Consider the following 21864-nt stretch of genomic DNA (forward strand, 5'->3'; position numbering starts at 1 on the left):
CCGCGCAGGGCGCGGCGCGCTGCTCGTGTGGGCCTCAGGGTGCTGACCTGCGGGTTTGTGCTGGTGTGTCCCGGTCCCTGTGCGCGCAGGGGTGCCAGCCGCGTTGTGGGGTCCGGCGCAGTGCTGCGTTGTGAGCGTCTCGCCGTGCGACTTGTGGACGTACGGACATGCATAAAGAGTCCTCGCCGGACGGGCGAGCCGCCAAGGATGACACGACTCTTCGGGCGGGCAGCAAAAAGCCCCGCCCTGGTGGGCGGGGCTTTTGTGCTTTAAATGAAGTTGCCGCCTCGGGTTACTGCTCCGTAGGCGTCCACGATTCCGTGGCCGTAGAAGCCGTTGAACTTCGTGTCGCCGGCGCACGTCGCGGTGAACTCGGCCGTGCGGCCGACGTTCTCGTACGAGACTGTGCGCGGGACCGGGCAGGCGCGTTGGGTGGCCGTCTTGACCAGCACCTTCTCCACCTTGTCCGGGTCCAGGGTCAGGGTGCCGGGGTGGGCCTTGTCCTTCTTGCCGTACTGGCTGACGACCAGCGCCGCCACGCCCGCCGCGTGCGGGGACGCCATCGACGTTCCCTGGAGGTACTGGTAGTAGCCGCACGTGGTGCCCTGGCAGTACTTCGTCACGCCGGCCGCCTCGCCCTTCGGCGTGACGTTGCCCGCCTCGTCGACGTTGCCCTCGACCACGGCCACGTTGCGCGGGTAGGTCGAGCGGATCAGGTTCTCGTTGGTCCGGTACCACGGGGTGCCGAAGCCGTCGCGGAAGTAGCCGCCGGGGGCCGAGAGGTCGGTCTGCTCGGTGCCGTAGTTCGAGTAGTCCGCCTTCAGGCCCGACGGGCCGAGCGCCGAGATCGAGATGACGTGGTTGCCCTCGGTCGGGAGGTGGATGCACGTCTTGTTGTCGATCTTGCGGTCGTACGCCGAGCCGGCCGGGTAGTTGGGGCTGGCGGCGTCGTTGCGCGGGTTGCCCAGGTCCTCGTGGTTGTTGCCGCCGGCCGCGATGAGCGTGACGCCCTTGCGGTGGGCGTAGTTCAGGGCCCGTTGGACGGCGGTGATGGTGGCGCGCTGCTCCAGCTTCGCCTCCGGGCTGTCGGCCGGGTTGTCGATGCAGTTCATGTACCACGGGTCGATGTAGAACGACATGTTGATGACGTCGAGGCCGACGTCCGCGCCGTAGGTGATCGCGTCGAGGACCGGCTGGAGGAAGAAGAAGCCCGAGTCCTGCGCGCCGCGGATGTTCACCAGCGACACGTTCGGGGCGACGCCGGAGACGCCGAAGCCGTTCGCCGCCGCGCCGATGGTGCCGGCGACGTGCGTGCCGTGGCCGTTGTCGTCGTGGTCGGCCGGGTCAACGCAACCCCGGAACTCGCACGGGCCGTCGACCTCGGCGCCGGTCTCGTCGGCGGGGATGTCGATGGTGAAGTTGCGGGACAGCTCGCGGTTGAAGTTCGGCGCGATGTCCGGGTGGGTGCCGTCGACGCCGGTGTCCAGGATGCCGACGTACACCCGCTTGTCACCGGCCTGGCGGGCGCGGGCGATGTCGGAGCGGACGAGCTTGAGGCCCCACAGGTCGCCGTCGAGCGGGTCCAGGCCGGCGGTGGGCGCGGCGGGGGCCTTGCGGGTCGTGTCGGGTGTGGTGGCACCGAGGTGTTCGCGCTCGACGCGCTTCCACTCGCGGTTGCCGGGGCCGGTGCCGCTCTTGGGCGCCTCCCCGATGGGCTTGGCCGGGGCCGCGCCGAGCACCGCGTCGGAGGCGGAGACGCGCTGCACGAAGCCGGTGGCCGGGGCCTTCACCGTGAGGGTTCCCACAGCGGTGTTCTCGCCGGTGACCTGACCACCGGCGGCCGTGACGGCGGCCCGCGCCGCGCCGGCGTTGGCGCCTTCCTCTACCACGACGGTGAAGTCGGCGGTCTCCCCTTGCCCGGCGGCGGGCTGGGTGCCGCTCGCCAGGAGAGCCGCGGTGGTTGCCACCACCAGCGCCGACGGAACGATTCTGCGTGTTCTCACGCTGTCTCCTCACACCCGATCAGGGGTTGGGTCGGGCGACACCCTGGCACAGAAAACCGCACGTTGTTAGACGCCTTTCGTAGCCAGTCGGGAACGTAGCCGAATGAGCGCGGAGCGTGACTTCTGCGGCCTTCGGTAACGGGGCTGCCAGCAGGTTCGATGTCCTCTAAAGGTCAACAAGCCCTTCGGTGCGGTCCATTCGGCGCTCCGGCGTTGCTACGTCTTGACGAAGCCCCGTGCCGGGGGATGAAATCCGCACAATCCGAATTTCGGCGGTCAGCGGGCGGGCGGCCCGTGCTAGGGGTTGGCGAATGCGAAGACTACGCGGAGCGGCGTGCTGCGCCGTGCTCGTCATGTTCGTGGCTTCGTGCGGGAGCGACGCCGACTCGCTCGCACCGCCACCGTCGTCGTCCGGCGCCCGCCCCGTCGTGGGCGTGATCCTGCCGGACCGCGAGTCGTCCACGCGCTGGGAGGAGCAGGACCGGCCGCTGCTGGCGGCCTCGCTCAACTTCGCGGGCATCGAACCCGTGATCGAGAACGCCGACGGCGACGAGGCGAAGTTCGCCAGCATCGCCGACGCGATGATCCAGCGCGGGGTGAAGGTGCTGATGACCACGCCGCTGAGCACCGAGGGCGGCGCGACCGTCGAGCGCAAGGCCAAGCAGGCGGGCATCCCGGTGATCAACTACGACCGGATCAGCCTGGGCGGCACGGCCGACTACTACGTGTCCTTCGACAACCTCAACGTCGGCGAGCTCCAGGCGGACGGCCTGCTCCGGTGCCTGGGCACCAAGCCGGGCGCGCAGATCATCGAGATCCAGGGCTCGCCGACGGACAACAACGCGACCCTGTTCGCGGACGGCCAGCGCCGCAAGCTCGGGCCCAAGTACGACACCGGCGCGTTGAAGCTGGTGAAGAGCCAGCCCATCGACAAGTGGGACCCGGTGGCCGGCAAGGGCGCGTTCGAGCAGATCCTCAACGGCAACGGCGGTCGGGTGGACGGCGTGGTCGCCGCCAACGACGCCCTGGCCGGCGCGGTGATCGAGGTGCTCCGGGAGCGGGGCCTGGCCGGGCGGGTGCCGGTGACCGGGCAGGACGCCACGGTGGAGGGCCTGCGCGCGGTGTTGCGCGGCGAGCAGTGCATGACCGTCTACAAGCCGATCCGGGACGAGGCGGACGCGGCGGCGCGGTTGGCGATCGCGGTGGCGCGGGGCGACATCAGCGGCGCGGACGACCTGGCCACGAACAACACGCGGGACCTGGTGTCGCGGCGGGACGTGAAGTCGGTGCTGCTCGGGGCGGACGTGATCACCCGGGACAAGGTGCGCGGGCTGGTCGCGCAGGGCGTGGTGAAGTCGGCCGACCTGTGCGCGGGTGACGTGGCGGAGGAGTGCGAGGAGTTGGGCATCCTCGTCAACTGACCCCGGTGGGGGTCCGGCTGTCAGGGGTGTGGTGCGGTGGTGCCGGGGCCCGGGAGGACGTCCACGTCGTCGCCGCTCATGGGGTTGCCGCAGCCTGAGCAGGTCAGGGTGACGTGGGTGATCCCGCCGCAGGTGTGGTGGCGGTAGAGGACGGGTGGGCCCGCGTCGCCCGCCAGCCACTTGTCGCCCCACCGGACCATGACCATCAGCAGGTCGACCAGTTCGCGGCCGCGTTCGGTCAGTGCGTACTCGTGGCGGTTGGCGGCGTACTCGCGGCGTTCCAGGACCTCGTTCCCGACCAGCCACCGCAGGCGTTCGGCCAGCACCTTGCGGGAGATGCCGAGCTGCTGCTGGATCTGGTCGAACCGGGTGATGCCCACGTAGACGTTCCGCAGGACCAGCGGCGACCACGGTTCGCCGATCACGTCCATGGTGCGGGCGATCGAGCACGCCATCCCGCCGAAGTCCGTCCGTTGCACGGGGACGAGTCTACGCGACTGGGTTCCCTCAAGGAACTGACAATGCTACGGTTCCCTCAAGGAACTCACAGCGGAGGTGCGTGGACGTGAATCGCCCGAACGTGGTCCCGGTGGACGAGTGGCAGGCCGCTCTGGACGACCTGCTGGTGCAGGAGAAGGAGCTGACCCACGCCTTGGACGCGCTGGCCGCCACCCGCCGCCGGCTGCCGATGGTGCAGTTGTCGACCGACCACCGGTTCGTCGCACCGGACGGCTCGTCGGTCGGGCTGCTGGACGTCTTCGGCGAGCACCGCCAGCTCGTCGTCTACCACCACATGCTGGAGCCGGGTCAGGACCACCTGTGCGGCGGCTGCACGTCGTTCACCGACAACATCGGCGACCAGACCCACCTGAACCACCGCGACACGCGGCTGGTGCTGATGTCACGGGCCTCGCGCGCGGAGATCGACACCGTGCGCGAGCGGTTCGGCTACACGGTGCCGTGGTACTCCGCCGACCCCTCGTTCTACGAGGAGATCGGGCTGTCCGGCGGGTTCCGGCTGAGCGTGTTCCTGCGTGACGGGGACGAGGTGTTCTACACGTACTACACGTCCGGGCGGGGCGTGGACCGGCTGCGCCTCGACTTCTCCCTGCTCGACCACACCCCGTACGGGCGGCAGGAGGAGTGGGAGGACTCGCCGGAGGGCTGGCCCCAGACGCCCACCATGCAGTGGCTGCACGTCCGCGACGAGTACAAGAGCTGAGCGCGGTCATGAGCGGCTTGGTGCTGGAGCGGTCGGCGGAAGACGTGCGCGACGAGTTCTTCGGGCGTCCGTGGGTGGGGGTGCTGGGCGTGGCGTCGGACGACGACCGGCCGCCGTCGATCGAGCAGGTGGTCGCGGTGGCCGCGCGTTACATGCCCGAGGCTGACGCGCGGGCGTTCGCGGCAGCCGAGCTGGAGTCGCCCACGGGGACGTTCGTGCTGTTCACCGCCCGTCCGGAGCGTTGGTTGCAGATGGGGTTGTGAGGGTCAGTCGTCGTCGTGCCTGCCGGAGATGAACTCCTGGAAGCGGATCTTGGCGCGGATCAGCGGCTGCCTGATCTTGGCCTCGCGGTGGTAGGCGCGGCGCAGCTTGCGCGAGCCTTCGGTGTAGCGCCAGCGGGCCCACGGTGAGCCCGGTCGCGCCAGGCGCACGGCGCCGATCTCCGGCAGGACCGGGATCAGCAGGCCCAGCAGCCCCGTCCACACCTTGCCCTTGAGCAGGGCCACTATGGCGAAGACCAGGTTCACCAGGATCACGACCAGGCGCAGACCGACGCCCTCGTGGTACAGCTCGTCATAGCCCAGGGGGCGTGCGCCGAGCAGGAGCAGGCCGGTCAGGCCGACCGCCAGGAACACCGCGTCGACCGACAGCCGGCCGTCCTTGGACCAGTAGACGTCCCGCAGGTGCAGGATGAGCGCGAACTCGTCGAGCACCAGGGCCGCGCCCACACCCATCAACGCCGCTGCGGAGACCCGCAGTCCGTGCTCGTCGTCGGGCGCGGCCAGCCCCAGCACGCCGCCGAGCAGCATGAACACCGTGCCGAACACCACGTGGTGGATGTGCGTGCCGCCCGGCTTGATGTTGCCCGGCCACCAGCGCACCTTCGCGCGGATGAGCCGCACGCTGATCCTGATCAGGACGAACGTGACGACCAGGCCGAGGAGGAAGAACAGCAGCCGGGACTGGGGCAGGTGGAGCGTCGACACCGCTCCATCTTCACGCCGCCCGCCCGTTCCGCGCAGGCTGTTCGCCGGTCGCGTGGGCGATGGTGAGGTTCGCTCACGCGGGGCCGGCCCTGGGCGGGCGGCGGGTTGTCGCAGGCCGGCAGGTCTTGTGACTTTGAGTGGTAGGTGTGTTGCGGTGCGTGATGGTGAGACTCGCCGCGTTCTACCGCTCGACTGCCGGCGGTAGGTCGTGGTTGACTGTCTTCGGTCGTACCTTTCTGTGTTCGTGTTCCACCACGCTCGCGGAACGGAGTTGCGGGCGTCGAACTTTCCTCCAGGAAGGGCCGTCGCCCTAGCTGACCCGGTGGTCGCAAGCGCGATCCGGCACCTGTTAGAGGAGAAGTAGCAAGATGGCAGTTCAGGGCACCGTCAAGTGGTTCAACGCGGAGAAGGGCTTCGGCTTCATCTCCCCGGACAACGGTGGCGCCGACGTGTTCGTGCACTACTCGGAGATCCAGAGCAACGGCTACCGCACCCTGGAAGAGAACCAGCGGGTGGAGTTCGAAATCGGCCAGGGCCAGAAGGGCCCGCAGGCACAGGCGGTCCGACCGCTCTGACCTAACATCCGAGTTCTTCAGTCGACTCGGAGATCCGAGCCGCCACTCCCCGTCGCGGGCGTGGCGGCTCGTTTTCTTTCAGCCGGTCAGGGCCGGCGCGTGCGTGTCGCCGTAGAGCCGCTTACCGACCAGGCGGGCACCCTCGAACACGAAGAACGCGGTCATCCGCGTGCTGAACGGCACGCCGGCGCGGGTCCCGTCCAGCGCCAGCTCCACGATCACCGCGTCGTCGGCGTGGTGCAGCTCCAGCAGCCGGCTCCGCCGGTCCGGGCACGCCGCGTGCGCGCGGGCGTAGTACCCGGCGAGCGCCGGAGCCCCCTCGAACACCTCGCCGGTCGCCACGACCTCGCAGCGCGGGTGGTCGAACGCCGCCACGGCGGCGGCGAACTCGTGCTCGTTCTCCGACTCCAGGTGTTCCAGCACGAGCGCCTCGCGCAGCGCTCGCAATGACTTGGACGCCGTCATGCGTCCCCTTCCCTCGCCCCGGTGCCCGACCAAACACCCGGCGCGGGTCACCAGTCAAGACGGCACCAGGCTGACGGCACCCCGGTGACGGGGCGTCGCCGGGGTGCCGGGGGCTCAGGGGTTCATCTCGTACCTGCCGGAGAGGGCGGCGACCTGGTCCCACACGCGGGCGAACCGCTCGTGGTCGACCACCGGCTTGCGGACCTGGCCCAGCGCCCACTCCTGCTGCGCCTCGGTGGAGGACGCCTTGCCGTGCAGCGCCACGGCGCAGCCCGCGAAGTCCCGGACCAGCACGTCGAAGACCTGGTCCAGCACGTCCCGGTCGAGCCCGGTCAGCCCGGCCTGCTCCAGGACCAGCTGCCCGTACACCACCAGCGTGAACAGGTGGCCCAGGGTGAGCAGGAAGTCCAGGTCCCGCTGCTGACCCTCGTCGGGCGCGGCGGTGCGGAGCAGGGTGCGCAGCGCCCGCGCCTGCTCGTGGAAGCGGGCCACGTTGGGGACGTGCGCGTGGTCGCGGTAGGGCACCTCCCAGTCGTGGAAGGTGATCGAACCGAGCCCGCGCGCCGGCCCCTGCCGCCAGAAGAAGTCGTCGTCGGCCGCGTCGTGCCTGGTCGGCACCTCGGGGTACTCGGTCGGCGAGAACAGGTAGGCGGGCATGAACTTGAGCACCAGGGCCAGGTTGACGTGCACCGTGCCCTCCAGCTTGGGCAGCGCGCCGATGTCCCGGCCGGCCATGGCGAAGTAGGTGTCCTTCTCGAAGCCCTTGGCCGCGATCACGTCCCAGAGCAGGTCGATCACCCGCTCACCCTCGCTGGTGACCTTCATCTTGGTGACGGGGTTGAACAGCAGGTAGCGGCGGTCGTCCGGGGACGCGGTGCGGAAGTAGTCCACGGCCCGCGCGGAGAACAACTTCATGGCGACCAGGCGCGCGTAAGCGTCCACGAAGTTCTGCCGGACGTGTGGGAAGTCGGTCACCCGCTTGCCGTACAGGACGCGGTTGTGGGCGTGCGTGACCGCTTCGTAGGTGGCGTGCTCGGCGATGCCGACGGAGGCCGTGCACAGGTTGAACTTGCCGACGTTGACCGTGTTCAGGGCGGCGCTGAAGGCGTCCTGGCCGGTGTGCAGGATGTCGTCCGGGGTCAGCGGGTAGTCGTCGAGGCGGAACTCGCTGACGAACATCTGCGAGTCCACGATGTTCTTGACCAGCGTGAACCTCGGGTGCCTGCTGTCCACGGCGAAGAAGACGTAGCCGTCGGGCCCCTCGACGTCGGCGCGTCGGCCGAAGACGGAGACCATGCCGGCGACGTTGCCGTTGCCGATGTAGTACTTGCCGCCGGTCGCGGTGAAGCCGGACCCGGTGGGCGTCAGCAGCATGTCGGTGGAGTAGACGTCCGCGCCGTGCTCCTTCTCCGACAGCCCGAACGCGAACACCGCGCCGCCGTCGAGCAGCTCGGCGGCGCGCTTGCGGGCGGCGGCGTTGTCGCTCATCCAGATCGGGCCCAGGCCCAGGACGGTGACCTGCCACGCGTACCAGTACTGGAGGCCGTAGAAGCCGAGGATCTCGCTGAGCGCGGCGTTGCGGGCGGCGTCCCAGCGCTTGCCGGGGTCGCCGCCGGCCTCCGCGCGCGGCGTGCAGAAGGTGGCGAACAGCTTCTCGCGCGCGACGAAGTCGAGGAACTCGGTGTACCAGACCCTGGCCTGGTCGTCCGCGACGAGGCGGCGCTTGCCCCGGTCCTCGAACCAGTCGACGGTGGCCTTCAGCAGCCGCCTGCTCTCCGCGTCCAGGTCCGGGTAGGCGGCCTCGAAGTCGTGGGGATCGAACAACACCGGCGTTCTCCCTTCGTCCCGACCGCACGCTACCAGTCGGTAACTTGTCCGGCTGTCGCGCTCGGTCCGGCTCAGGTGGCGAACCTGCGGTACAGGGGGCGCAGGTCGTCGGTGATCGACCGGCCGAGGACGGTCAGCGGCGGCAGCTCGTCCAGGATCGCGTCCGGGCGGCGGGCCGGCAGCTCGTCCGGTTCGGGCACGGCAGGCGCCTTCGGGCGCACCCAGAACGCGTCCAGCTCGTCGTCCAGCCGAGGCGGGGCGTCGTCCGGCCGGTCGTCGGGCGGGATCGGGTCGCGCAGCTCGCGCAGGCGGTCGAGGAGGTCCTCGCGGGACCGGCCGCGCCACGCCAGGATCTCGAACGGGTCGGTGTCGAAGGACTCGGCCAGCAGGTAGCAGGTTGCGGCGAGGTGCTTGCACGGCACCTCCCAGTCCGGGCACGTGCAGTCCATCGACAGCTCGCGCAGGGACTGCGGGAACAGCGTCAGGCCCAGCCCGGCGAACACGTCCTCGATCTCCGGCGGCATCTCGCCCGCCAGCAGCTTCGCCGCGAACACCGCCCGGTCGGCGAGCACGTGCTCGATCCGCCGCCAGTCCTCGTCGGAGAACTTCCGCACCCCGATCCGCGCCCGGTACGGCTCCGGCCGCGACCCCGCCACCAGCGCCACGACCACGCTGGTCGACAGCGACAGGCTCATCACCTGCCCGGTCCGCGCGTACGCCCGCCCGCGCTCCAGCCGCCCGCCCATGCCGAACGACTCCAGCACCTCCACGAACCGCCGCGACCACCACGTCCGCGCGATGTCGCCGCGCTTGCTGCGCAACGTCAACCCGCCCTCGACCCGGATCGGCCGCGATGCCGGGTACCGGGGACCCGGCGGACGCTCACCGTGCCAGTCACTCACCGCGCACCCCTCCTGTGCCGTGATCGGCTGTGGTGGGGCCGCCCGTGCCGTACTCGCTGCTCGGGCCGTCGCTGCCGCTGGTCGGGTCACTATCGCCGGCCGGGTCGTCGTCGCTGGTCGGGTCGCTGTCGCCCACGGCGTTGCCGGACAGGGCGAACAGGTCCCGCAGCTCGCCGGTCGACAACCCGGTCAGCCAGTCCTCACCCGCCCCGACCACGAGCTGGGCGAGCCCGCGCTTCTCCTCGATCATCCGGTCGACCCGCTCCTCCACCGTGCCGACGCACACGAACTTGCGCACCTGCACGTGGTTGCGCTGCCCGATCCGGAATGCCCGGTCGGTCGCCTGGTCCTCGACCGCCGGGTTCCACCAGCGGTCCAGGTGGATCACGTGGTTCGCCGAGGTCAGGTTGAGACCGGTGCCGCCCGCCTTCAGCGACAGCACGAAGATCGACGGCCCGTCGGCGGACTGGAAGCGGCGCACCATCTCGTCCCGCGCACCCTTCGGCGTGCCGCCGTGCAGGAACAGGACCTCGGTGTCGAAGCGCGCGGCCAGGTGTGGCACGACGAGCGCGCCGAACTCGGTGAACTGGGTGAAGCACAGCGCCTTGTCGCCGTCGGCCAGCGCTTCGTCGAGGATCTCCTCCAGCCGCGCGAGCTTGCCCGACCGGCCGGCCACCCGCGAGCCGTCGCCGAGGAGTTGCGCCGGGTGGTTGCACACCTGCTTGAGCCGCGACATCGTCGCCAGCACCAGCCCCTTGCGCTTGACCCCCTCGGCTTCGGCGATCCGCGCGAACATGTCGTCCAGCACGGCCTGGTAGAGCGTCGCCTGCTCGGCGGTGAGCGTGCAGAGCTGCTTGACCTCGATCTTGTCCGGCAGGTCGGTGATGACCCGGGGGTCGGTCTTCAGCCGGCGCAGCACGAACGGCCGGGTGATCCGGCGCAACCGGACGGCGGCGTCCTCGTCGTGGTGCCGCTCGATCGGCACGCCGAACCGCGCGCGGAACGTGTTCACCGTCCCGAGCACACCGGGATTGACGAAGTCCATGATCGACCAGAGCTCGGCCAACCGGTTCTCCACCGGGGTCCCGGTCAGCGCCACCCGGTGCCGCGCGGGCAGCGCCCGCACCGCGCGCGACTGCCGCGTGGCGCTGTTCTTGACGTTCTGCGCCTCGTCCAGCACCACCCGGTCCCACTCGACCCGGGCCAGCGCCTCGGCGTCCCGCGTGGCCACCGCGTAGGTGGTGATCACCAGGTCGTGCCCGACCCCGAGCCCCGCCACCGACCGCTCCACGCCGTGGTGCACCCGGACCCGCAGCCCCGGCGTGAACCGCGCCGCCTCCCGCTGCCAGTTGCCCACCACCGACATCGGGCAGATCAGCAACGTCGGTGGCCGCGTACCGCGCTGCCGGTTGTGCGCCTCCAAGGCCAGGAGTTGGACGGTCTTGCCCAGGCCCATGTCGTCGGCCAGGCACGCGCCCAGCCCGAGCCGGTCCAGGAACACCAGCCACGCCAGCCCGCGCAACTGGTAGGGCCGCAGCGTCGCCGTCAACCCCGCCGGCGGCTCGACCGGCTCCAGCCGGTGCTCCGCCTCGCCGGACAGCAGGTCGCCCAGCCACCCCTCGCCGTGCACCGCGTTGAGCGGCAGCGGCAAGTCGGCGTCCTCCGGCCCGAACCCCGAGTGCAGCAGCACCTGGGCGGCCGACATCTGCCCACCGCCGCCGCGCGCCAGGAACGCCAGCCCCTCGGCGAGCCGCTTGCGGTCGACGTGCACCCACTGCCCGCGCAGCCGCACCAGCGGCGCCTTGGCGCGCGCCAGCGAGGTCAGCTCGGCCTCGGTCAGCCGCTCGTCGCCCAGCGCCAGGTCCCAGCGGTAGTCCACCAGGACCTTCAGGCCCAGTTCGCTCTCCTTGGCGACCGTGCCCGCGACCCCCTGACCGGAGGCGGTCAGGGTCAGCCCGAGCCGGCGCGGCTGCCGCCACCACGAGGGGAGCAGCACCCCGAAACCGGCCTGGGCCAGCAGCGCGGCGTGCGTGAGGAACTCGTGCGCCGAGTCGACGTCGAGGTCCATCCCGACCGGCCGCCGGTCGGCGAGCGCCCGGTCCAGCGCCGGGTAGAGCCGGGCCGCCCGCCCGAGGTCACCGAGCAGCACCTCCTGGGGCCGGTCCACCCACCGCCGCAGCACCGCGTCCTCGCGCCGCCACACCCGGTGCGCGGGCACCAGGACGCTGGGCTCGTCGACGGCCTGGAGCAGGAACTCCACCCGCCACCCGTCGTCGGCCGGCCCGCCCTGGTCGGGGGAGGACAGGCGGAAGCAGGTGCGCACCCGGTCACCCCGGATCTCGTCCTCCGCCCACCCCGCCACCTTCGCGCGGAGCAGGTCCACGTCGGACGGATCGGCGTCGAAGGCCGCCTCCCCGGCCAACGCACCCAACCACCGGTCGACCGTGCCGCTACCAACCGTGCCGCTGCCGGCCGCGCCGCTACCGACCGTGCCGCTGCTGGCCGTGCCGCTGCTGGCCGCGCCGTTCCGGTCCGCAGGATCGGACTGCGGACCGAGCCGACGGCGGACTTCACCGTCCACAAGGGAGTCGACCGCCGAGCGGAGCGCGTCACCGACCCCTTCGGCAGCGCGGAACGCCGGCGGCATCACGGCCCGCAAACCGGCGTGCCGCAACGCATCCGCTCCCGAGAGCGACGCCCGCCACCGCCCCACCACAGCCCTGCCCGTCTGTTGCGCGGCACTCAAGGTGCCACGAGGAGGGGCGAGTTGAGCGGTGGGTGGCGTAGTGGGCGAGGCAGCAGGCGGAGTGGCGGACGAGGTGAGCGGAGTAGCGGATGGCGCAGAGCGCAGGGCGACAGGCGGGGTGGCCCGACGTTCCGGGTCGGCGATGACCGGCAGGACGCGGCCCCGGGAGACGAGGTCGTGGGCGAACGCCACCACCTCGTCCAGGAACCTCGCGGACGCGCCCAGCCGACAATCCGGCAGTGACTCGTACGCCTGGGACCCGTGCGCCTCAGACTCGTACGTCCGAGACTCGTACGCCTGGGACCCGTGCGTTCGGGACTCGTGCGCCCGGAGCGGCGGCAGCCCGCCGTCCAGCCACACCACCGGCACCAGCCAGCTCCGCAGCCGCACCACACCTCGGCGTGAGGGTGCTTTGGCCAGCGGATCTCGCACCAGTTCGGGGGAGTCGGCAGGACCCGACGCGTACGACGGGAGCCGCACCGCGACCACATCGGAGCCGTCGCCGACGCGAGCCGCCGGTGTGGTGCCGCCGAGCAGCGCCGCCAGCGTTGCGCCGTCGACCGCGAACGGGTGGCGCACGGCCGTTTTCGGCAGGCGGCCTTCGACGCGTGCGGGCAGCCGCGCGTCCTCCGCCCACAGCGCCGGCCGACCGTCGGCCGAGCAGAGGCCGTGCAGCACCAACACCCGCACGACTCTAGGTCGGCGCCGCACCGGTCGCCGCCCCGCCCCTGCCTGCCCCGCTGCTACCCGCTCCTGTCCGCCGTTGCCTGCCCCTGTCCGCCGTTGCCCGGCCCGCTCCTGTCCGCCGTTGCCTGCCCCGTTCCTGTCTGCCGTTGCCCGCGACCGCCCGTCCCGCTCGCTCTACCCCGCCTGGCCCCGCAGCTACCAGGTCGGCGATCGGCCGCCGGGTGCCGCGTACCCCACCCCGGGGAACTGGTGGTGCTGCCCGTCGGGGTGGTGGCGGGTGGAGGTCAGTGGTTCTGGCGGAGCTTGGCGCGGCCGGCCAGGACCGACACGCCCGCGCCGGCCAGGCCGACCTGGAGGGCGAGTTCGATCCAGTCGATGCCGTCCGTGTCGGCCACCCCGAGCACCGTGGCCGCCACCGTGCCGAGCAGCGCTGCCGCGATGCCCACCAGGACGGTCATCAGCAGCGAGATCTTCTGCCTGCCCGGCACGACCAGTCGTCCCAGACCGCCGATGATCACGCCGATGAACAGGGCCGAGATGATGCCGGTGATCTCCACTGGGGTCCCCCTCCTACGAACTGCGCCTACGCCCCGAGCATCACCCCCCGACCACCTCCTCCGGATCGGGAGTGCCCCTGAGCTCGCCCTGATCCCGACCCTGAACCCCGAGGAGCTGCGCGGCCTCCGGGCTCAGGGGTCGGCCCGCTACGTCCGGGTCGCAGCCCACCCTGGGCAGTCGGCTGCGGATGGACGTCGTGGAGCGCTCCTGGCGTTTGGCCAGGGCCCGGATCAGGTCGGCGGCCGGGGTTCCCGGTGTGGCGGCCAGCCAGTGGTCGCGCAGTTCGTCGTCCAGCTCCCTGGTCCAGGGCTGGTTCGCGTTGGCCGGGGCCTGCCGGCCGCCGCGCGGCGGTGGTGCGCCGAGTCTGCCCAGGGCGTCCAGCACCTGGTTGAGCAGCTTGCCCACAGCACCGCCCGCGTCGGCGGGCAGGCGGAGGGTGCCCTCGGCCACCAGGAGGCCCGAGGCGTCAGTGCCGGACACCTCCACGAACAGGTCGGGGTCGGCGAAGGCCCGCAGGCGGTAGGTCGTCGGGCCGATCCGGGTTTCGGTTTCGTACGTGGTCGTCGTCATGGTGATGACGGTAGCGCAGGGGTACGACAATTCCCGTCAGCGCTGGTCAGAGCCTGTTTTCCGAGCCGTCCCACACGTACTGCTCAGCGGCAGAGGGGGCACTTCGGGGTGCTCGGCGCGCTGCCGGTGAGGTAGGGCTTGAGGTGCTCGGCGATGGCACGGGCCAGGGACGGCGGGACGGCGTTGCCGATCTGCCGGGCCACCTCGATCTTGGTGCCGCACCACTCGAAGTCGTCCGGGAAGCTCTGCAGGCGCGCGGCTTCGAGGTGGGTGATCGGGCGGTCGACGCGGTGGCCGTCCTCGCCGGGCTCCCACTGCGGGTGCAGGTACTGGCCCTTCTCGGGCTTGTAGAACTCGGTGCGGATGGTCAGCGACGGCTCGTCCCAGCGCATCCGGCCCATCACGTCCGTGGTCCCGGTCTTCTTCTCCCGCCAGCACCTCGGCAGCAGCTCGTCCGGCAGGTCGAACCGGCCGCCGCCCGGCGGGACGTGCCGGTAGCGCAGCACCGACAGCGGCGTGGGGTTGCGGCCGATGTGCAGGTCCGGGCTCTTGTGGCGACCGGACACGGTCTCGCCGAAGAACGTCACCGTCGATTTCGGCAGCGACGTGGTCCTGGGCACCTCCGGCAGCCCGGCCAGCACGTCGCGGACGGTGTGCCAGGAGCCGCGCGGGTGGGTCGGCGCGGGCAGGGGGATCGGACCGATCCGGGAGCCGATCACGATCGCGCGCCGCCTGCGCTGCGGCACGCCGAAGTCGGCGGCCAGCAGGATGCCCGAACTCAGCTCGTAACCCTCGGTCTCGGCCTGGAGCAGGGCGAACTCGGTCGAGGACAGGAACCGGTCGACGTTCTCGATCACGAACACCTTCGGCCGCGCGGTGCGCACGAACCGCAGGTACTCGCGCCACAGCGAGTTGCGCGGGTCGGTGACGTCGCGCGAACCCAGGCTGGAGAAGCCCTGGCACGGCGGGCCGCCGACGATCAGGTCGACCTCGGGGATGCGCGCGTCCGGGATCGCCGCGATGTCGGACCAGAGCATGTGGTCCTCGCCGAAGTTGGCGGCGTAGGTCGCCGCCGCGCGCAGGTCCCACTCGACCGCCATGACCGGCCGGTAGCCGCCCGCCGAGGCGAACCCGGCGGTCATGCCGCCACAGCCGGCGAACAGGTCGATCATGGACAGCACGTCGGCCAGGTTAGCCCACGTCGGCGTGCCCGAGCGGCCGGCACGCCGGCAGGCCGGTCCCGAGGACCGGACGGGGTCAGACCGGTGCGGACGGGTCGGGCTCGGCGGGGGCCGGTCGGCCGCGCCGGGCCAGGACGGTCTCCCGCACGCGGCCCGCCGCCTCGGCCGGGTCCTCGTGCTCCCAGACCCGGACCGCCAGCCAGCCCTCCTCGGCCAGCCGCTGGTCGGTGTTCACGTCCCGCGCCTGGTTCGTCTCGATCTTGGTGCGCCAGAAGTCGCCGTTGTTCTTCGGCCACGTGCCGTGCGTCGGGCAGCCGTGCCAGAAGCACCCGTCCACGAACACCGCCACCTTCGCGGGCCCGAACACGACGTCGGCTTCGCGGCGCACCGCGCGCACCGGGCGTTGGTGCACCCGGTAGCGCAGGCCGAGCCGGTGCAGTTCGCGCCGCAGCGCCAGCTCGATCTCCGTGTTCCGCGACCGCTGCCTGCTCATCCGCGCGCGGACGTCGTCCGTGGTGTCCAGCTTCGCCTCCGGCTTCGCCACCCGGCCATGATGGCTCACCCCGGGTAGAGGATCGCGCGCAGGCTCCGCACGGCCCGGTCGAGCTGGGCGCGCGTCGGCAGCGGCACCCCGCCGACGCGTTCGGACTCGGTGAGGCCCAGGTCGTGGAAGAAGAACGGAGGCATCGCGTGCACGAGCAGGTCTGCGGACCGCTGCGGCCCGCCGCGCGGGTTGAGCACCAGGCGCTCCACCCAGGCGTCGACCTGGAACACCACGTCCGCCAACGGGTGCACCCGCACGTCCACCCCGTGCCGGCGCAACGCGGCGACCACGTAAGTGTCCCGCAGGAACGCCGTGAAGTCGGCGAGCACCTTGCGCCGCATGGCGTCGCGCGCGCGGGACCGGTCGGCGCGGGCGTCCGCGATCGCCTCCTGGGCCGGCGTCCACAGCATCGACCGGGTCCGGTCGTCGGACTCGCAGAACTCGCGGAACTCGTCCCAGCCGGGTAATCGGCCCAGCGTCTCGACCACGTGGTGGGCCACGTGCGGGAAGGCGAACTCGGGCCGCCACTCCCGGATGTCGACCACGTCCGGCGGTGGACCGGCACCCGGTGTGGCCAGGCACGCGTCCACGACCTCCTCCGGGGTCAGCCGGTGGACCACGTCGGCGGTGTGCGCCATGACGTGCTCCACCACGTGCTTGCGCCGGCTGAACCACCAGTTGAAGTGGAACCGGGTTTCCTGGGTGACGTTGAAGGTCCGGCGGACGTCGAGCGCGGTCGTGGCCATGACGCAGAGGTTACGGACGGGCACCGACAGTCCCGGTTCACGCAGGTCAGACCGTCAGCGATCGACGTCGAGGTCGGCCCGGTCGGCCGCCGCGCGGCCTGCGTCCCAGCCCGCCGCGCTCCGGATCGCGGTCGACTTGCTGGTGGTGTTGGTGAACAGCGTCGAGAACAGGTCGTCCACCGCGCGTTTCCGGGCGGCCAGCACCGGCAGCAGCCGGTCGTCGTCCGGCGGAGTGTTGGCGGCCTTGAGCCGCTCGCCGACGCGATGGGCGTAGGCCAGCAGGAAAGACTTCCGGAAGGCCAGACTCCGTGACTCGTCGCCCTTACGTGCCTTGTCCCCGGCCGCCACCATCGCGCGCGTGGCCTGGACGAGCAACGACGCCGACAGCAGTTCGACGATCTCCAGGTCCAGCTCTTCACCCACCAGCGCGACGAACCCCAGGTCGTAGACCACGGCGCGGCAGCGGTTGGCGTCCGCGACCACGTGCACGACCTGCGCTTTGCCGTCGAAGTAGCGCTTGTCCAGCCACACCCGGCGGGAGATCGTGGTCGGCGCTTCGGACGGCATTCGCTCCAGCGCGTGCCGGGTCACCAGCTCCTGCGCCTTCGCCGAGAGCGCCTCGGCCTCGTCCGGGAACGGCGTGGACTCCGCCTTGGCCAGCAGCGACCGCACCCGCTTGAGGATCTTCGGGGCCACGCTGTGGTGGGTCACCTCGGCCAGTGGGCTGCCGGGCGGGGGCACGATCACAGGCAGCGCGGGCAATGTGGTCAGGACGGACAGGAGAGAAACGACGACCGCCAACGCATCGTCGGGCAGCTCGATGTGCTTCACGGCCCACTGCGCGAGGTGGGGCTCCGACTCGTCCCACCAGACCGTCGCGCCGATCTCCGCCAGTTGTTCGGTCCAACGGGGGTGCAGCGACGTGTAGTGGGACGTGCTGTGCGCGATGGCGTCCACAACGAACGACAGCGCGCGCTCGTCCTCGTTGCGCCGGACCGTCTCGTACACGTCGGTCGGCAGCCAACCGTGATCCCACAGGTTGTCCAACGCACGGTCGAGGACGTCGTGCACGGCACCGTCCACTTCGGTCGCCGTAAGACCTGCGGTGCGGGGTCTCGGCGCAAGACGGTTCACGGCGGCGCGTCGGATCGCCTCACCCAGGGAGTCCACGATGGGTGATTCTCCCCCGAGGTGCGGTGTCGCTGCCGCCGGTGGGGCAGGTGGCGTGCCAGCCTCGGTCGGTGAGCCGGAAGACGCAGCGCCCCAAGCGGCGACCGATCGTGGTGGTGCACCGTCCACCCGCGACGGCGTTGAGCCCGGCGCAGCGCGCGTTCGTGGACGGCTGCCGGGAACTGCCGCAGCTGCGTGACCCGTTGGAGGCGGAACTCCTGGTCAGCGAGGCGGCAGCGGGCGCGTCCGCCGACGAGGAGTTCTGGGCCGGCGTGGTGGAGCACGCGGTGTCGTTCCCGAGCCGGCGCAACGACCGGCTGCTGCGGGTGCTGGCGGCGATGCTGACCGGTCGTCCGGGGGAGTGGGCGGCGAGCGCCGTGCCCGCCGAGGTGCCCGCGCTGACCGTGGGCGGCGCGTGGATCTGCGACCGGTCGGTCGATGCGGGGTACTTGGTGCTGGTGTGCACCTACCGGTTCGAGGACGAGCACGCGATGGTGTTCCTGCTGGACGAACTGTCCGGCGGCGTGGTGCGCAAGGCGTTCGTCACGCGAGACGTACAGGCGGCCCACGACGAACTGGCCGGGCAGTGCTCGTTGAACGAAATAGGCGCAGAAGCCGCGCACTGGCTGCTGGCCAGGGCCTACGACCGCCTGGACCGCGACCGGGACGATGAGGCGAGCCTGGACGTCCAGCGAACCCGTCTGCTCGCCAACCGCAGGATCGCGCTCGCCTTCGGCTGACCACGACCCGTTCCGGTAGCCCCGCCGCTCGACCCGTGGTCGAGCGCGCCCTGATCGGCGGGTGATCATCCTCGGACTCCCGCCGACCGGGCATCGTACGGAGCTTAGGGCGCCTGACTAGCTGGGCAACAAATAGATGATAGTTGGCCACGCATTGGCCACCGCAGGGATCGACAGGAGCATGGCCAGTGCCATGCAGGGTGCAAGGACATACAGCCGGATGCGGGGAGGGGTCACCCTGCCATGATTCCATGACAGTTGAAATTGAGATCACCGGGGGTGATGCTTCATTGGTCATCGGCCAGCACCCGTCTGGGTGAGTTGGTTGCACGAGGTGTAGTGTTAGTGTGCCGCATCGTGTGACTTGAAGCCGGGCCAGTGGGGGTCTGATTGAGGGTTCCGCTTACTGGAGCGACGTGCGCCGAGTCCGGAATTTGATCAACATCGGAGTCGCAGTCTCGGGGGCCTGGAATGCCTCCGCTGGGATTTTTCAGGGCTGCCAGATGGTCTGAAAGAAGATTTCCTTCGAAACTTTTCCGGTCGCCAGACAAAGCGATTGCCTCCAGCCAATGGCGTTCGGCCGCGTCCGGCTCACCGAGGGCGACCGCGGCGTGCCCGAGTATGTGCAGGGCTCGGACGTGGTGCTCCGTCGCACTCGTCATCGCGCACAGGTCTGCGGCGTGCCCGGCACAGGCGACCGTCTCGGTGAACTGCCCGAGGTCGTAGTGCACCTCTGCTTTCGTCACGAGCGTTTCGATCATCCTCGACCGGTCGCCGCTCGCCTGGTTCACGGCGAGCGCGGCCTCCAAGCGGGTCAACGCCAACTCGTTCTCGCCATGTTCGTGCAACAAGCGACCGATGTTGATTTGCGCCGCACCCTCCCCGCGCGAGCTCCCCTCCCCGGAACTGCGCCAGACCGTCAAGGCCGCCTCGAAGAACTCCAAAGCTTCGTCGTCGCGTTCCATGCGGCGGTGGGCCGCTCCGAGTTGTTCCAGGGTCGCCGCCTCCAAGGGGGTGATCTTGAGGGTCCGCGCGGCGGCCAGCACCCGGTGCATCAGGTTCACCGCCTTGCCCACTTCCCCGCGTGCCAGGTGGACGCTCGCCAGGTTGTTCACGGCGATGGCCTCCATCTCGGTGAAACCCTGCTCGCGGGAGATCGCCACCGACTGCTCCAACGACGCGACCGCCTCGTCGTACTGCCCGAGCCGGTACTGCACGGTCCCGGTGTCGGCGAGCGTCCCGGCCTGCGCCTTCCTGTCCCGGAGCACCATCGCGGCCTTGATCGCAGCGCGCTGGCACGACAGCAGGTCCTCGTAGTAGCCGAGCCGGTCGAACACCTCGTGCACGTTCGCCGAGAGCCGCCAGGCGTACTCGGGGAAACCCCGGGCCACGGCGCGGGGGACGGCGGCCACCAGGTTCGCGCGCTCGGCAGCCAGCCAGTCGAGGGCCTGCTGGTCGCTCTCGAACGCGGCGGCCTCCGGGACGCCGACGAGCGGCGGCACCGGGGAGAGGTTGGGGTTGAGCCGCTCGCACGCCGCCGTCGCGGACGCCAGGTAGTGGTTGAACAGGCCGGTCAGGGCGGACTTCGTGGCGGGCAGCGAGTCCTCGTGCCGCACCAGGTCCACCGCGTAGCCGTGCAGCAGGTCGTGCAGGCGGAACCTCTTGGTGGCGCCGTACTGGAGCAGGTTGGCCCTCGTGAGGGTGCTCAGGTGCCTGGTCGTGGTGCTGACCGGTTCGCCCGACAGCGCCCCGGCGGCCTCGGGGCCGAACTCGGTGGTGAAGTGCAGGCCCAGCAGGCGGAACACGCGCGCCGTCTCCGGCGGCAGCGCCCGGTACGACCACGCGAACGCGGCGGCCAGCGTCGCGTTCTCGTCGTCGCTGTCGTCCGACGACCCCAGCACGCCCAGGCCCTCCGGGCTGTTGAAGTCGTCCACCAGGTCCGAGAGCGCGATCTCGGGGCGGAGCGCGACGTGCTGCGCGACGATCTTCAACGCCAGCGGGTGGCCGTCGGAACTCCCGGCCAGTTCGCTGATGGCCTCCGGGTTCTCGTCGGCGCGGTCCGCGCCGACCACGTCGCGCAGCAGGGCTACGGACTCCGCCGCCGACAGCGGCGGGACGTGCAGTGCGACCGCGTCTTGGTGCACGGACAGCGCGAACGGCCGCGTACGGCTGGTGATGATCGTGAAGCACGAGGTCGTGGCGTCCAGGATCGGGCGGACCTGGTTGCTGTCCCGGGCGTTGTCCAGCAGGAGCAGGACGCGGCGGTCGTGCAGCACGCGGCGGAGCTTGGCGCGGCGCTCGGCCGGCGGGACGGGCACCGGCCCGGCGTCGAGCCTGGCCAGCAGGATGCCGAGGGCGTCGTCCGGCGCGAGCGGGTTGCCGGGACCGAAACCCTGCAGGTCCAGCACCAACTGGCCGTCCGGGAAGTGGTCCGCGTTGCGGTGCGCCCACCTGATCGCCAGGCGCGTCTTGCCGATCCCGGGCATCCCGTGCAGCGCGACGACCTGGTCGTGGGCACCCGACGCGAGCACGTCGTCCATCCGGGCGAGCAGCTTCGCCCGACCCGCGAACTTCCGGATGTCGCGCGGCAGCTCCTGCGGCAGGGCGCGGCGGTTCGGCGGCCCGGCGGGCGCGGTGCCCGCCTGCTTGCGCAGTATGCCCTGGTAGATGCGGCGCAGCTCGGGACCCGGCTCGACGCCCGCTTCGTCGTAGAGGTGCTCGCAGAACCGGGCGTGGAATTCGAGCGCCCGCGCGTACTCGCCCAATCCGTCCAACGACTGGATGTAGAGCCGGGCGAAGTTCTCGTTCAACCGGTGTTCACGGGTCAGCCGCCCGGCTTCGCCCATCACCTCGACGTGCTCGCGGAGTTGGAGCTGGCTGTCCAGCAGCACTTGCCGGGCGGCCAGCCGGTCGAACAGTTCCATCTGGTCACGGCAATGCTCGGCCCACGGTCCGTCCAGTTCCTGGAGGGGGCGTCCCTGCCAGAGGTCGAGGGCTTCCCGGAGGAGGTCCTTCGCCGTGTGGTGGTCGTTTCGCGCCGCCGCCGCCCGCCCTTTCTCCGCCAATGTGCGGAAACGGTGGTAGTCGACCAGTTCGGCGGGGATCTGCAATTGGTAGCCGTCGCCGTCCTTGGCTATCCGGCCTCCGGAGCCCGACCGGTCCAGCACCTTGCGCAGACGGCTGATCAGCGGTTGGAGCTTGCTGCGCACGTCGACGCGCGTGCTCGCACGCCACAGCACGCCCGCGATCCGGTCTACCGGAACCGGCCGCCCGGTGTAGTAGAGCAGCAATGCGAGCAAGCCGCGCTGTTTGGCCGATCCGAGGGGGAAATCATTCCCATTGATGTGTAATCTGGTCTTCCCGAGGATCTTGAATTCCACCAGCGTCTCCCTTGCCGGCGGGTGCCGTGGAAAGACAGTGTGAAGCAGCGACCCGGGATGTCGCAGCCGTTGCGCGCGTATTGCTCCGAATCGGGGACGGGCAGAGCACGATCGGAGGTGCAAGCGGACTGCAAGTTCCCC

At 70.8% G+C, this 21864-nt stretch carries 19 protein-coding genes; 5 read left to right on the forward strand and 14 right to left on the reverse strand.

Annotated elements, in window-relative coordinates; all coding sequences use genetic code 11:
* Window positions 1-269 precede the first annotated feature (269 nt).
* Window positions 270-2003, reverse strand: coding sequence for a S8 family serine peptidase (locus tag AB0I60_RS15620; protein ID WP_360730071.1), 1734 nt, complete (start codon window positions 2001-2003; stop codon window positions 270-272).
* A gap of 311 nt (window positions 2004-2314) precedes the next feature.
* Here AB0I60_RS15620 and AB0I60_RS15625 point away from each other — a divergent pair, with 311 nt between their 5' ends.
* Window positions 2315-3424: a substrate-binding domain-containing protein gene (locus AB0I60_RS15625; RefSeq protein WP_360730074.1), complete on the forward strand. Its 1110-nt coding sequence runs from the start codon at window positions 2315-2317 to the stop codon at window positions 3422-3424.
* Window positions 3425-3444: 20 nt separating this feature from the next.
* Here AB0I60_RS15625 and AB0I60_RS15630 read toward each other — a convergent pair whose 3' ends face one another.
* Window positions 3445-3903: a helix-turn-helix domain-containing protein gene (locus AB0I60_RS15630; protein ID WP_360730077.1), complete on the reverse strand. Its 459-nt coding sequence runs from the start codon at window positions 3901-3903 to the stop codon at window positions 3445-3447.
* 86 nt (window positions 3904-3989) lie between these two features.
* Between AB0I60_RS15630 and AB0I60_RS15635 the strand changes: the two genes are divergently transcribed.
* Together AB0I60_RS15635 and AB0I60_RS15640 are read left to right on the forward strand one after the other, a co-directional pair.
* Window positions 3990-4646: a DUF899 family protein gene (locus AB0I60_RS15635; RefSeq protein WP_360730080.1), complete on the forward strand. Its 657-nt coding sequence runs from the start codon at window positions 3990-3992 to the stop codon at window positions 4644-4646.
* Between the two features lie 8 nt (window positions 4647-4654).
* Window positions 4655-4909 carry a hypothetical protein gene (locus AB0I60_RS15640; RefSeq protein WP_360730082.1) on the forward strand — a complete coding sequence of 85 codons (255 nt, stop codon included), beginning with the start codon at window positions 4655-4657 and terminating at the stop codon, window positions 4907-4909.
* A 3-nt stretch (window positions 4910-4912) separates the two neighbouring features.
* On the opposite strand, the gene AB0I60_RS15645 is transcribed toward AB0I60_RS15640, so the two are convergent.
* Complete coding sequence (locus AB0I60_RS15645; protein ID WP_360730084.1) at window positions 4913-5632, reverse strand: hypothetical protein; 720 nt, start codon at window positions 5630-5632, stop codon at window positions 4913-4915.
* 368 nt (window positions 5633-6000) lie between these two features.
* Here AB0I60_RS15645 and AB0I60_RS15650 point away from each other — a divergent pair, with 368 nt between their 5' ends.
* Window positions 6001-6207: a cold-shock protein gene (locus AB0I60_RS15650; protein ID WP_015098655.1), complete on the forward strand. Its 207-nt coding sequence runs from the start codon at window positions 6001-6003 to the stop codon at window positions 6205-6207.
* Between the two features lie 78 nt (window positions 6208-6285).
* Here AB0I60_RS15650 and AB0I60_RS15655 read toward each other — a convergent pair whose 3' ends face one another.
* The 10 genes from AB0I60_RS15655 to AB0I60_RS15700 form a co-directional block, all read right to left on the reverse strand.
* Window positions 6286-6672 carry a nuclear transport factor 2 family protein gene (locus tag AB0I60_RS15655; RefSeq protein WP_360730088.1) on the reverse strand — a complete coding sequence of 129 codons (387 nt, stop codon included), beginning with the start codon at window positions 6670-6672 and terminating at the stop codon, window positions 6286-6288.
* A gap of 114 nt (window positions 6673-6786) precedes the next feature.
* Complete coding sequence (locus AB0I60_RS15660) at window positions 6787-8499, reverse strand: acyl-CoA dehydrogenase (protein ID WP_360730091.1); 1713 nt, start codon at window positions 8497-8499, stop codon at window positions 6787-6789.
* A 71-nt stretch (window positions 8500-8570) separates the two neighbouring features.
* Window positions 8571-9401, reverse strand: coding sequence for an SWIM zinc finger family protein (locus AB0I60_RS15665; RefSeq protein ID WP_360730094.1), 831 nt, complete (start codon window positions 9399-9401; stop codon window positions 8571-8573).
* On the reverse strand, window positions 9394-12831 hold the full coding sequence (locus AB0I60_RS15670) for a DEAD/DEAH box helicase (protein WP_360730096.1): 3438 nt from the start codon (window positions 12829-12831) through the stop codon (window positions 9394-9396). The genes AB0I60_RS15665 and AB0I60_RS15670 overlap by 8 nt, the downstream gene beginning before the upstream one ends.
* Before the next feature lie 287 nt (window positions 12832-13118).
* Window positions 13119-13391: a GlsB/YeaQ/YmgE family stress response membrane protein gene (locus AB0I60_RS15675; protein WP_360730099.1), complete on the reverse strand. Its 273-nt coding sequence runs from the start codon at window positions 13389-13391 to the stop codon at window positions 13119-13121.
* A 40-nt stretch (window positions 13392-13431) separates the two neighbouring features.
* Window positions 13432-13962: a hypothetical protein gene (locus tag AB0I60_RS15680; protein WP_360730102.1), complete on the reverse strand. Its 531-nt coding sequence runs from the start codon at window positions 13960-13962 to the stop codon at window positions 13432-13434.
* A gap of 83 nt (window positions 13963-14045) precedes the next feature.
* Window positions 14046-15134 (reverse strand): DNA cytosine methyltransferase, encoded by a 1089-nt coding sequence (locus AB0I60_RS15685; RefSeq protein WP_360730642.1) that lies wholly within the window; start codon window positions 15132-15134, stop codon window positions 14046-14048.
* A gap of 85 nt (window positions 15135-15219) precedes the next feature.
* Window positions 15220-15636 carry a very short patch repair endonuclease gene (locus AB0I60_RS15690; protein WP_360730644.1) on the reverse strand — a complete coding sequence of 139 codons (417 nt, stop codon included), beginning with the start codon at window positions 15634-15636 and terminating at the stop codon, window positions 15220-15222.
* A gap of 65 nt (window positions 15637-15701) precedes the next feature.
* Window positions 15702-16433, reverse strand: coding sequence for a hypothetical protein (locus AB0I60_RS15695; RefSeq protein ID WP_360730103.1), 732 nt, complete (start codon window positions 16431-16433; stop codon window positions 15702-15704).
* Window positions 16434-16487: 54 nt separating this feature from the next.
* Window positions 16488-17516, reverse strand: a complete 1029-nt coding sequence (locus AB0I60_RS15700) for a DUF2786 domain-containing protein (protein ID WP_360730106.1) — start codon at window positions 17514-17516, stop codon at window positions 16488-16490.
* Window positions 17517-17674: 158 nt separating this feature from the next.
* Here AB0I60_RS15700 and AB0I60_RS15705 point away from each other — a divergent pair, with 158 nt between their 5' ends.
* Complete coding sequence (locus AB0I60_RS15705; RefSeq protein ID WP_360730108.1) at window positions 17675-18343, forward strand: hypothetical protein; 669 nt, start codon at window positions 17675-17677, stop codon at window positions 18341-18343.
* A 287-nt stretch (window positions 18344-18630) separates the two neighbouring features.
* On the opposite strand, the gene AB0I60_RS15710 is transcribed toward AB0I60_RS15705, so the two are convergent.
* Window positions 18631-21723 (reverse strand): BTAD domain-containing putative transcriptional regulator, encoded by a 3093-nt coding sequence (locus tag AB0I60_RS15710; RefSeq protein ID WP_360730111.1) that lies wholly within the window; start codon window positions 21721-21723, stop codon window positions 18631-18633.
* Window positions 21724-21864 lie beyond the last annotated feature (141 nt).

The organism is Actinosynnema sp. NPDC050436, assembly GCF_040655415.1.
GTDB lineage: Bacteria > Actinomycetota > Actinomycetes > Mycobacteriales > Pseudonocardiaceae > Actinosynnema.

Bases quoted from the DNA above. Each gene is read 5' to 3' on its own strand.
- AB0I60_RS15680 (WP_360730102.1), bottom strand. From the start codon at position 13,962: ATGACGACGACCACGTACGAAACCGAAACCCGGATCGGCCCGACGACC.
- AB0I60_RS15625 (WP_360730074.1), top strand. From the start codon at position 2,315: ATGCGAAGACTACGCGGAGCGGCGTGCTGCGCCGTGCTCGTCATGTTC.
- AB0I60_RS15695 (WP_360730103.1), bottom strand. From the start codon at position 16,433: ATGGCCACGACCGCGCTCGACGTCCGCCGGACCTTCAACGTCACCCAG.
- AB0I60_RS15655 (WP_360730088.1), bottom strand. From the start codon at position 6,672: ATGACGGCGTCCAAGTCATTGCGAGCGCTGCGCGAGGCGCTCGTGCTG.
- AB0I60_RS15650 (WP_015098655.1), top strand. From the start codon at position 6,001: ATGGCAGTTCAGGGCACCGTCAAGTGGTTCAACGCGGAGAAGGGCTTC.
- AB0I60_RS15640 (WP_360730082.1), top strand. From the start codon at position 4,655: ATGAGCGGCTTGGTGCTGGAGCGGTCGGCGGAAGACGTGCGCGACGAG.
- AB0I60_RS15685 (WP_360730642.1), bottom strand. From the start codon at position 15,134: ATGATCGACCTGTTCGCCGGCTGTGGCGGCATGACCGCCGGGTTCGCC.
- AB0I60_RS15690 (WP_360730644.1), bottom strand. From the start codon at position 15,636: ATGAGCAGGCAGCGGTCGCGGAACACGGAGATCGAGCTGGCGCTGCGG.